12 protein-coding genes are annotated in these 10,799 nt (G+C 50.9%); 7 read left to right on the top strand and 5 right to left on the bottom strand.

Annotated features, from left to right (window positions below):
- Nucleotides 1–510: 510 nt before the first annotated feature.
- The gene (gene ahpC / locus KCR01S_RS15005) at nucleotides 511–1,074 is read left to right on the top strand and encodes an alkyl hydroperoxide reductase subunit C (protein WP_052284784.1); all 564 of its coding nucleotides are present in this window, start codon (nucleotides 511–513) and stop codon (nucleotides 1,072–1,074) included.
- Nucleotides 1,075–1,318: 244 nt separating this feature from the next.
- On the top strand, nucleotides 1,319–2,884 hold the full coding sequence (gene ahpF / locus KCR01S_RS15000; protein WP_061283483.1) for an alkyl hydroperoxide reductase subunit F: 1,566 nt from the start codon (nucleotides 1,319–1,321) through the stop codon (nucleotides 2,882–2,884).
- An 83-nt stretch (nucleotides 2,885–2,967) separates the two neighbouring features.
- Here the strand turns inward: ahpF and uspG are convergent, their stop codons facing one another.
- Together uspG and rnk are read right to left on the bottom strand one after the other, a co-directional pair.
- Nucleotides 2,968–3,396, bottom strand: a complete 429-nt coding sequence (gene uspG / locus KCR01S_RS14995) for a universal stress protein UspG (RefSeq protein ID WP_061283482.1) — start codon at nucleotides 3,394–3,396, stop codon at nucleotides 2,968–2,970.
- A 162-nt stretch (nucleotides 3,397–3,558) separates the two neighbouring features.
- Entirely contained in the window at nucleotides 3,559–3,969 is a 411-nt protein-coding gene (rnk, locus tag KCR01S_RS14990) for a nucleoside diphosphate kinase regulator (protein WP_061283481.1), read from the bottom strand.
- A gap of 234 nt (nucleotides 3,970–4,203) precedes the next feature.
- Between rnk and KCR01S_RS14985 the strand changes: the two genes are divergently transcribed.
- The gene (locus KCR01S_RS14985) at nucleotides 4,204–5,034 is read left to right on the top strand and encodes an alpha/beta fold hydrolase (protein ID WP_061283480.1); all 831 of its coding nucleotides are present in this window, start codon (nucleotides 4,204–4,206) and stop codon (nucleotides 5,032–5,034) included.
- Nucleotides 5,035–5,067: 33 nt separating this feature from the next.
- Here KCR01S_RS14985 and rna read toward each other — a convergent pair whose 3' ends face one another.
- Both rna and dcuC read right to left on the bottom strand, forming a co-directional pair.
- The gene (rna, locus tag KCR01S_RS14980) at nucleotides 5,068–5,868 is read right to left on the bottom strand and encodes a ribonuclease I (protein ID WP_061283479.1); all 801 of its coding nucleotides are present in this window, start codon (nucleotides 5,866–5,868) and stop codon (nucleotides 5,068–5,070) included.
- Nucleotides 5,869–5,962: 94 nt separating this feature from the next.
- On the bottom strand, nucleotides 5,963–7,333 hold the full coding sequence (dcuC, locus tag KCR01S_RS14975; RefSeq protein WP_052284791.1) for an anaerobic C4-dicarboxylate transporter DcuC: 1,371 nt from the start codon (nucleotides 7,331–7,333) through the stop codon (nucleotides 5,963–5,965).
- A gap of 696 nt (nucleotides 7,334–8,029) precedes the next feature.
- Between dcuC and pagP the strand changes: the two genes are divergently transcribed.
- Nucleotides 8,030–8,605: a lipid IV(A) palmitoyltransferase PagP gene (pagP, locus tag KCR01S_RS14970; RefSeq protein ID WP_373880252.1), complete on the top strand. Its 576-nt coding sequence runs from the start codon at nucleotides 8,030–8,032 to the stop codon at nucleotides 8,603–8,605.
- Between the two features lie 162 nt (nucleotides 8,606–8,767).
- Entirely contained in the window at nucleotides 8,768–8,977 is a 210-nt protein-coding gene (gene cspE / locus KCR01S_RS14965) for a transcription antiterminator/RNA stability regulator CspE (RefSeq protein ID WP_000034826.1), read from the top strand.
- A gap of 62 nt (nucleotides 8,978–9,039) precedes the next feature.
- Here the strand turns inward: cspE and crcB are convergent, their stop codons facing one another.
- Nucleotides 9,040–9,417: a fluoride efflux transporter CrcB gene (crcB, locus tag KCR01S_RS14960; protein WP_061283477.1), complete on the bottom strand. Its 378-nt coding sequence runs from the start codon at nucleotides 9,415–9,417 to the stop codon at nucleotides 9,040–9,042.
- 174 nt (nucleotides 9,418–9,591) lie between these two features.
- Between crcB and KCR01S_RS14955 the strand changes: the two genes are divergently transcribed.
- Together KCR01S_RS14955 and tatE are read left to right on the top strand one after the other, a co-directional pair.
- Nucleotides 9,592–10,380 carry a deaminated glutathione amidase gene (locus KCR01S_RS14955; protein WP_061283476.1) on the top strand — a complete coding sequence of 263 codons (789 nt, stop codon included), beginning with the start codon at nucleotides 9,592–9,594 and terminating at the stop codon, nucleotides 10,378–10,380.
- A gap of 126 nt (nucleotides 10,381–10,506) precedes the next feature.
- The gene (gene tatE / locus KCR01S_RS14950) at nucleotides 10,507–10,707 is read left to right on the top strand and encodes a twin-arginine translocase subunit TatE (protein WP_061283475.1); all 201 of its coding nucleotides are present in this window, start codon (nucleotides 10,507–10,509) and stop codon (nucleotides 10,705–10,707) included.
- Nucleotides 10,708–10,799 lie beyond the last annotated feature (92 nt).

The raw sequence follows: 10,799 nt of genomic DNA, 5'->3' as shown, positions 1-10,799 counted from the left end.
GTCTATTGTTGGCCTGATACATAGTCAGCCACGGGATTTTTTTCTTATTCATGACATAAATCATCCACGGAGAGTTAGCGGGTGGATGCTCGCTGAAGTAAAGAGCGGTACCACATAGAAAAGCTCTGTAAAATCAGTGGGTAGGTGAGTTTCGGCGGTGTAGCCTATCACAGCTATAGGTTACACCAACGTATTGCGGATTGCCCTTTGTGGATGTGGGTGTTGTAATCCAGACGCTACCGCTGATTTTAAGGTCAGGTGGAGCGCAACACTTAGCCAGCCTGGCTGGCGCTGAATTCACCTGCGGGAGATTCAGGTAAACGGGCCGCCTTGTTGCGGCCCTTTTACGTTATGGGATGAGCGATTTGTGCCGCTCTGTGACCAGGGTTCACAAAGCTGTCTTGTTCTGGTTGTTAGATAACGCTTATCGATTTGATAATGTAAACGCATTGGTCGAATCGGAATAATTTCGTTAACTTAGACCTCAACGAAAACACGGAGGAAGTATAGATGTCCTTAATTAACACCAAAATCAAACCTTTCAAAAACCAGGCGTTCAAAAACGGTGAGTTCATCGAAGTAACCGAGAAAGATACCGAAGGTCGCTGGAGCGTCTTCTTCTTCTACCCGGCTGACTTCACCTTCGTATGCCCAACCGAATTGGGTGACGTTGCTGACCATTACGAAGAGCTGCAGAAGCTGGGCGTAGATGTTTACTCCGTTTCTACCGATACCCACTTCACCCACAAAGCATGGCACGGTAGCTCCGACACCATCGCGAAAATCAAATATGCGATGATCGGCGACCCGACTGGCGCCCTGACCCGTAACTTTGAAAACATGCGTGAAGATGAAGGTCTGGCTGACCGCGCAACCTTCGTGGTTGACCCACAAGGTATCATCCAGGCAATCGAAGTTACTGCTGAAGGTATCGGCCGCGATGCGTCTGACCTGCTGCGTAAAATCAAAGCAGCTCAGTATGTTGCTTCTCACCCAGGTGAAGTTTGCCCGGCTAAATGGAAAGAAGGTGAAGCGACTCTGGCTCCGTCTCTGGACCTGGTTGGCAAAATCTAAAATTCGCTGCGTCTTTCATGCCAAAGGTGCGTTGGCAACGCTTAATCGCCCCGGTCACTTACTTCAGTAAGCTCCCGGGGACTCATAAGCTTACCGCCTTCCTGTAACATGAAATACTGGTGAATTCATCCTCAAGCGGGGGCATGTACGCGCCCGCTTTCTTTCTCGAAAATCATCATGCAAGCCGCATTCAGGCTGGCCTAAGGCCGCTTGCATGATGATGTTTTAAGCCCAGGAGATAAAAATGCTCGACACCAACATGAAAACCCAGCTCAAGGCGTATCTTGAGAAGCTGACCAAACCTGTTGAGCTGATTGCCACGCTGGATGACAGCGCTAAATCGGCAGAGATCAAGGAACTGTTGGCTGAAATCGCTGAACTGTCAGACAAAGTCACCTTTAAACAAGATGATACCCTGGCAGTGCGTAAACCATCATTCCTGATTACTAATCCGGGTTCACACCAGGGGCCGCGTTTTGCAGGCTCTCCGCTGGGCCACGAGTTTACCTCGCTGGTACTGGCGCTGCTGTGGACCGGTGGTCACCCATCGAAAGAAGCGCAGTCTCTGCTGGAGCAGATTCGCGATCTGGACGGTGATTTTGAGTTTGAGACTTATTATTCACTCTCCTGCCACAACTGCCCGGATGTGGTGCAGGCGCTGAACCTGATGGCGGTACTGAACCCGCGTATCAAACATACGGCGATTGACGGCGGGACTTACCAGAATGAAATCACCGAACGTAACGTGATGGGCGTTCCGGCGGTCTACCTGAATGGTCAGGAATTTGGCCAGGGGCGCATGACGTTGACGGAAATTGTCGCCAAAGTTGATACCGGTGCGGAAAAACGTGCAGCCGAAGAGCTGAATCAACGCGATGCCTATGATGTGCTGATTGTCGGTTCTGGCCCGTCCGGCGCTGCTGCCGCGGTCTATTCTGCACGTAAGGGCATCCGTACAGGCCTGATGGGCGAGCGCTTTGGCGGCCAGGTATTGGATACGGTTGATATTGAGAACTACATTTCTGTGCCGAAAACGGAAGGGCAGAAGCTGGCGGGTGCGTTAAAAGCACACGTAAGTGAATACAACGTTGATGTGATTGACTCTCAGAGCGCATCTAAGCTGGTTCCGGCAGCGGTTGAAGGCGGCCTGCATCAGATTGAAACCGCCTCTGGTGCGGTGCTGAAAGCGCGCAGCATCATCATTTCCACCGGTGCTAAGTGGCGTAATATGAACGTCCCGGGTGAAGACCAGTATCGTACTAAGGGCGTAACCTACTGCCCACACTGCGACGGCCCGCTGTTTAAAGGTAAACGCGTGGCGGTTATCGGTGGCGGTAACTCCGGCGTGGAAGCGGCTATCGACCTGGCCGGTGTGGTTGAACACGTTACCCTGCTCGAGTTTGCCCCAGAAATGAAGGCCGATCAGGTGCTGCAGGATAAAGTTCGCAGCCTGAAGAATGTCGATATTATTCTGAATGCGCAGACCACCGAAGTGAAGGGTGATGGTTCTAAGGTTACCGGGCTGCAGTACCGTGACCGCGTGACTGGCGATGAGCATCATGTTGAACTGGCGGGGATCTTCGTCCAGATCGGTCTGCTGCCAAACACCAACTGGCTGGAAGGCGCGATTGAGCGTAACCGCATGGGTGAAATCATCATTGATGCCAAGTGTGAAACCAACGTGAAAGGCGTGTTTGCCGCCGGTGACTGTACAACGGTTCCTTACAAACAGATTATTATCGCCGCGGGCGAAGGTGCGAAGGCGTCGTTGAGCGCATTCGATTATCTGATTCGCACCAAAACAGCATAAAAAAGAAGACAATACCTGCAATGTCAAAGGCCACCGAAAGGTGGCCTTTTTTTGTCATCGACGACCATCAGGCCGGATGCCATTTAGCGTACGACCAGCACCGGGATATGGGCGTGGCGAATCACGCTGGAAGCGTTTGAACCCAGTAAATGGGTGCTGATGGATGGATTGCGAGAACCAATCACCACCATATCGGCGTGCAGTTCTTCCGCCAGCTCATTGACCGCGTCGCGCACGTTGCCGAGGCGCACGTGCAGTTTGATTCGTGAAGGGTCAATGTTGAAGTGACTGATCATCGTTTGCAGACGGGTTTCCGCCTCTTGCTGCAGGTGTTCTTCGAAACGACGCAGGTCAGAAGCGAAGCGACTCATGGTGTAACTGGCTGAAGCAGGGAGTACGTGCAGCAAATGAATGACGCCATCCTGTTGGGCCATAAACTCGGCGTGACGAATGGCTTTGTCACTCAATTCCATCTCAAAAACATCAACTGGCATAATGATTGTCTTGTACATAGGCTCCTCCTTGTCTTTGTTGAACTATCAAAACACATAATTCACTTTGAATATGTCATTGAGTTCGCAAATTAGTTTAGTGAGCGGAGGGGGGATGTAAAGTTTAGTCAGGCACAGACAGAAAGAGGATGTTGGGCATCCTCTTAATTTATCGCGGTGGGATTAGCGGTTAAATTCGCCAGCGGCTTCCGGCTGATAGAGCAGCTCAAGCACTTCCAGGTGGGTCGATGCACCGCCCGGTAATTCCCAATGGATGGTGCTACCGGTACGCAGGCCGAGTAGGGCTGCACCAACCGGTGCCATTACGGAGAGCTGACTGCTGCTGTCGGTCATCTGCGCCGGGAAAACCAGCGTGCGCACGCGCTCTTCGCCGGTGGTGAGATCGCGGAATCTGACCTGGCTATTCATACTCACTACATCGTGCGGCATGGCCTCCGGGGCACACATTTGGGCGCGATCCAGTTCGTCGTTTAGCGCGTTCGCCACCGGTGAATTTGCGTAAGCAGATTGCTCAAGCAGGCGGTCGATACGCTCGGCATCGAACTCATTAATAATGATGGCAGGTCTGGTCATTATCTACTCCATGTCATATCTATTATCCAAAAGAAAACCCTCACCGCCAGCGGCAAGGGTTCATCTCACCCCATCATACTGATCCCAGCATCAGGTTTGAAGTGATGTAGCGCACATTCAGGAGCGGCGACCCGGAAGCTGTGTGAATTTTGTGCTAAATCCATCGCGACCGCGAAATCTGGCTTATTCTTTTTAGGCTGCAACTGGCAGCGACCTTCCAGCACAGGAGATCGTATGAGCGGTTTCGATAAACTGACCCTGAAAGATGGTAGCTATCTGTGGTTCAAAGATTGGGGGAGCGGGCAGCCGATAGTTTTCAGCCATGGCTGGCCGCTGACGTCTGACGCATTTGAGGATCAGATGTTATATCTGGGTTCAAAAGGGTATCGCGTAATCGCCCATGATAGACGTGGACACGGACGCTCGGCGCAGCCCTGGGATGGGCACAACATGGATCAGTATGCGGACGATTTGGCGGCGCTGACGGCGCATCTGAACTTAAAAGATGCCGTGCACGTTGGTCACTCAACCGGTGGTGGTGAAGTGGCGCGCTATATTGGCCGTCACGGAACAAGCCGGGTGGCGAAGGCGGTTCTGATTGGCGCCGTGACGCCGATTATGCTGAAAACGGATTTTAACCCGCACGGCGTACCGATAGAGGTGTTCGATGGTATTCGTGATGGCGTTATCAACGATCGCGGGGCATTTTTCTATGAGCTGACGGCGGCATTCTATGGCTACAACCGCGATGGGGCCAAGGAGTCGAAAGCGGTGCGCGAAGGATTTGTTGAGCAGGGGCTACAGGGTTCAATTAAGGCGCTTTACGACTGTATCAAAGCCTTCTCAGAAACCGATCTGCGTGACGACCTGCGTAAGATGACCATTCCAACGCTGGTGATTCACGGCGACGATGACCAGATTGTGCCGTTCGAAACCTGCGGTAAGGTTGCGGCTGAGCTTTTACCGGATGCCGAACTCAAGGTGTATCACGGGGGATCGCACGGAATTTGCACAACCCATAAGCATCAGATCAATGACGATCTGTTGGCCTTCATCCAACGCTAGTGAATCTGCCCCCGCAGGATGCGGGGGCATGGATCAATAACCGTTTTTATCTAATACGAACTGCTTGCCACAGTTACCCGGATGCGGCTGCGGGAGCAGGGAATCGGCGGAAAGCGGATCGTTAATTCGGGCCGATTTAATGGCGATCTGCATCTCGGTCAGATAGGCCGGATTACCGTTACAGGTTAGCTTTACCGCTTTAACGTTTTGCTGGCCAAAGGCGCGGGCGACCGCATTGTCAAAGCTGGCGCGATCGACGGTTTTGCCGTAGTTTTCCGCCAAAAACTGGCCAATTGCGCTTTGTTTCACTTCGTTATTCAAACGGACCATGGTGCCAAAATACGCATCAGGGTCAAATCCAAAGCAAACGCCATGTTTGGCGTATTCGTAGCGCTCAAGGCAGGATTTTCCGCCGCTACCGGGCATCACCTGATTCAGCTTATTGGCCACTTCCAGCGATAACCCGGTCTCTTCAGCGGCGCATTTTCGGCCTGCTTTCGCTTCGGGCATATTGGGAATGGGCCGCGTCGCGCAGCCAAAACGCATCCAGCGGTTATTATCGACGCCGCGAGAGGCAATCGATCCCGGTAAACCCGGCCATAAACCGTGAACCGTCAAATAGTCGGCTTTGTTGGTCGCCTCTTTGGGCTGTTGGCATTCCAGTGGTTCTTTGCGGTTTTTATCATGCTGACTTTGGCAAAAACCGGTTTGCCAGGAGAGCGCCAGAACATAACGGTCGAAGTCGCCATATTGTGCTGGTACGAGAGGGGCAGCGTGAAGGCTGCCGGCGCTGAGCAATAGCGCACACCCTGACACAATAGTCTTCCTGAACATATTTCTGACTCCACGTTTTTTCATCATTTAAGGGTGTGACTTAATCATAAAATAAGGCGCCCTTAGGCGCCTTATTTATTTGGCTGGCAAATGATTATGCGGCAGCACCGGGCACCAGAATTTCGGTGGCGATAATGACCACAATCAGCCCGACGATGACCGGTACGGAGGTACGTTTCACCACTTCAAAGGGTGAAATTTTTGCCATCCCAGCCACGGCAACCACCACGCCGGATACCGGGGAGATGGTGCGGCCCAGGTTGGATGCCTGAAGCATCGGAATAGAAAGATACGCAGGGTTAATGCCGGAAGAGTGAGCCAGTTTAGGGATCATCTCAACGAAGGCGTAGAACGGCGCATTCCCGGATCCGGTGGTCATGGCGGCCAGCATGGTCAGTACGACCAGCACCAGCATCAGAATTATACTGGCGGAGCCAAACGAGGTGGCGATGGAAATCAGGCTATTAATAAAGCCGATGGTGCTCAGGCCTTGGGCAAATACGCCCGCCGCAACCAGCAGCATGACTACGCCCGCAAAGGCATCGGCCATCCCGCGATAAGCCACTTCCAGACCGGCAAACACGTTCTGAGTATTAAAGCCACGGAAGAACTCGAGAATGGCCGCCAGCAGCATACAGATAACCAGAATGGCAATAATATGCAGCTCCGGACCCCATTTGCCGTCAAAAATGAGTACGCCGATAATCGGTGTAAACGGCAGGATAGCGTAGAAGCTGGGAGCGGTAGTGGTAATCTCATTCACATCCAGCATTTCATGAGAAATATTCTCTTTCTTGTCCAGATAGCGCTGCCAGAAGAAATGGGCGATCGCCATGGCAATAATCGCGATGATGGAAATAGGCAGCGTGGTTTTAAATGCAAAATCAATTAACGGCATTTCCGCCGCTTTCGCGGCCAGCACCACGTCGCCGGAGGTTGGCGAAAGAATAATGGCTGCCGGTGAGGCGCAGATTGCGGCAGCGGCACCGCGGCTGATACCGACGTTTACCATCACCGGGAACAGCGTTGCCATCAGCAGAACGCCAAGGCCTGTGGCGGAAGAGACGGCCAGCGACATCAGGCAAGCGACAAAGTAGGCGGCAATCATCAGCAGATAAGGTGAGTTAATGAAACGCAGCGGCTTAGAGGCCAGCTTAACCACCATGTCGTTGGCGCCAATATGCGTCATATATGCTGCGAAGCCGCACAGCATCATAATCATCATACCGAGGTCGCCACCGCGGCTCATCAGCAGGATCTTAATGTATTCAATAATATCGGTAGCAGAGTAACCGGTGCTGGTTTCGCTGCTCGGTAAAATCTTATGTCCCATCAATGCGCTGGCAATCAGCAACAGCAGGCCGCCAACAAATAGGACCCCCGTCGCGGAATATCCTTTGATGATGTAGCGGGCTACGCCCACAATAACCACAACACCAATCAGGAGTTCAAAGAACGTTAACATTATTAACACCTATCGCCCAGTTGTAAAATTGACGCAGACCTGCATCAAAGTAAGGGGTGGAATGTGCCGAAAAAACCGGCAAAATTAGCTGATGAAAATCAAAAAACAGACTAATTAAGGAGAATGAGATTTCAATTTACACGATGTACTCACAAAGCTGAACATCTGTATCGTGACGAGTATAGCGCAGTGCTGGAATAATAAACAATCAAGGTAAATGAAATGTTATTATTTTTATAAATAATTCTAGGGGTTAGCAACAAACGGAGGTGCTGAGGATAGCGGTGAAAGCCTCATTGCGCGAGGGGATGTCGCCGATGGTGCTGCATCGAAGGATACCGCTTTTTTGATGATGAAGAAATAATTTTAGGGTCGATGAAAATAGATATTTAGAATTTTTATTTAATAATAAAAAGCTATTTTTGAATATTGGTAATTTCCTAAGAAAGCTAACTGTGGATATTTTTTATTATACTACAAGCCGTTAATAGTTAGCGTGGGTTTATAAGATTCAGTATTCCAAGGTTAATTGACGCATTGTTGTCTCCTCATTACGTCCGCTTGACGATCTGCTTAGGAATATTCTAATTTGTAATGGAGGGTTGGGGAAAGAGCAGAACATCGATACCGTTAAGGTGCGATTAAGTTTACTCTTGTTAGACTATTCTTAATAGATGATTAATTGGCAAGAGTATCGTGTTAAAACTAAATAGATTTCCGCCGTTGTTGATTGCTGCTGCAGGGCTGACGGGGGCCGCTCAACCGGCTTATGCCTCTTTTACTCAAACGGTAAAAGAGGGCTATAACACGCTGAGCAGCAATGTTGTTCAAACCTGGCAAGAACCGCAGAATTACGATCTCTACATTCCGGCGATTACCTGGCATGCGCGTTTTGCTTACGATAAAGATAAAACCGACAGATACAATGAACGCCCATGGGGCGCTGGATTTGGCGTATCACGTTGGGATGATAAAGGAAACTGGCACGGCATCTATCTAATGGCCTTTAAAGATTCCTATAACAAATGGGAGCCTATTGGCGGCTATGGATGGGAAGCAACCTGGCGACCGCTGGCGGACGACAATTTTCATTGGGGTCTGGGGTATACCGTTGGGGTAACCGCACGGGATAACTGGAACTACATTCCCGTTCCCGTTTTGCTACCTATGGCATCCATTGGTTATGGGCCTGCCACGTTCCAGATGACTTACATTCCAGGGACTTACAATAACGGTAATGTCTACTTCGCCTGGCTGCGTTTTCAGTTCTAAAAACGGCTCTTGTAGCTAATTTAACGATAAAGTCAACCTGCGAATAAAAGTTAGCGACATTTATCACTTTTTAACAAAGTTGGGCTGGACAAAACGCACCACAATTGTTGTACTGTTAACTGACACAGATTAGTGTCGTTTTTTCATATAAAGGTAATTTTGATGTCTAAGATTAAAGGTAACGTTAAGTGGTTTAATGAGTCCAAAGGATTCGGTTTCATTACTCCGGAAGATGGTAGCAAAGATGTATTCGTACATTTCTCTGCAATCCAGACCAACGGTTTCAAAACTCTGGCTGAAGGTCAGCGTGTAGAGTTCGAAATCACTAACGGTGCCAAAGGCCCTTCTGCTGCTAACGTAACCGCTCTGTAAGCGACAATAGCAGTCAGAATTCAAAACCCGCTTAACCGCGGGTTTTTTTTATTCTTTTTTCGCTAACGGCTGGTGCTAAACAACCAGAACGCTAGCGCCGTCATGGCAAATGAACCCAGCAGGTTCACGGCCACATTCAGCAATGCCCAGCTTACTTTCCCCGCCTGTAACAAAAAGACCACTTCGGAGGAAAACGTTGAGAAGGTTGTCAGGCCTCCGCAAAAGCCCGTGGTGATGAGCAACTTCCAGACCGGATCAATTTGCGGCAGCCGGTTGAACCAGGCAAGTCCTGCGCCAATGATAAATGCACCGATCAGGTTTGCGGTTAGCGTACCGAGCGGAAGCGCGTGGTGCATCGGATTGAGTTTCAGGCTGAGCAGCCAGCGGGCCACGCTCCCGGTACCCCCACCGATAAAAACGGCTAATAAAAGTTGCATCATGCCGGGTTCCTGCCATTTTTGAGCAATGCCCTGAGTTTAACGTCGAACGGGCTATTATGACTATATACTGGTTGGATTTACGATTGCCGATGTTGCGTCAGCGGTTTGAATGATGACCAGTAATCACATCATTATTCATGGTGTTGATATATTAGCAAAACTCTGGAGGTGATGATGCGGGTTGCGGCAGGACAATTTGTGGTAACGCCAGAATGGCAGGTGAATGCGCAAACTTGCGTGCGGTTGATGCAAAATGCGGCCGAGCAGGGGGCGGCGCTTTTAGTGTTGCCGGAGGCGTTGTTGGCTCGCGACGATAGCGATCCGGACCTTTCGGTTAAGTCCGCACAATCGTTAGATGGCGGTTTTATGCAACAACTCAAGGCGCAGAGCCGTCAGAACTCGTTGACCACCGTGCTCACTATCCATACTCCAGCGGGTGAGGGGAGAGCCAATAATACGCTGGTGGCGCTGCGCGGTGGTGAGGTCATTGCCCATTATCACAAACTGCATCTCTACGATGCGTTCTCCACGCAGGAGTCAAAGCGCGTAGATGCCGGACATGTATTGCCGCCGTTGATTGAAGTCGCCGGTTTCCAGGTCGGGCTGATGACCTGCTATGATCTGCGTTTTCCTGATATGGCGCTGGCCCTGGCGTTGCAGGGGGCAGAGGTTCTAGTTTTGCCCGCAGCGTGGGTGCGTGGCCCGCTGAAGGAACATCACTGGTCAACGCTGCTCGCCGCGCGCGCGTTAGACACCACCTGCTATCTGGTGGCAAGCGGTGAGTGCGGGAATCGTAATATCGGGCAGAGTCGGGTTGTTGATCCTCTGGGCGTCACGCTTGCCGGGGCGGCTCAGCAGCCGCAATTGATTGTGGGCGAGGTCAGCCGCGAACATCTTTTAACCGTTCGTCAGCAGCTTCCCGTCCTGGAGAACCGGCGCTTTGCGCTACCGCAATTAACGTGACGTTTTTTTAAACAACGCTTGATTCACCTTGTTACAGATTGCTATTGTGTGCACGCGCCAGATGACCGTTAATAAACCACAGTGATGTGGCGCATTTTGCAGCCTGTTTTTGAGAAGAAGGTATCTATGGGTGAGATTAGTATTACCAAACTACTGGTAGTGGCAGCACTGATTGTTCTGGTGTTTGGTACCAAAAAATTACGGACTTTGGGTGGAGATCTGGGTTCAGCCATCAAAGGCTTTAAGAAAGCCATGAACGATGATGAAACCACTGCGCAGAAAAGCGCAGAAGAGACTCCGGCAGAGAAGCTCTCTCATAAAGAGTAAGCAGGGCAGCGTTTAACGTGAGGTGCAGAAAGCGTGCATCTCGTGCGCAGGGGTCATACCCGCGGAAGGGGCTACAGCGTGATGACGTTGTG

The organism is Kluyvera cryocrescens NBRC 102467 (assembly GCF_001571285.1).
GTDB lineage: Bacteria > Pseudomonadota > Gammaproteobacteria > Enterobacterales > Enterobacteriaceae > Kluyvera > Kluyvera cryocrescens.
This window is presented reverse-complemented; position numbering and strand designations above follow the sequence as displayed.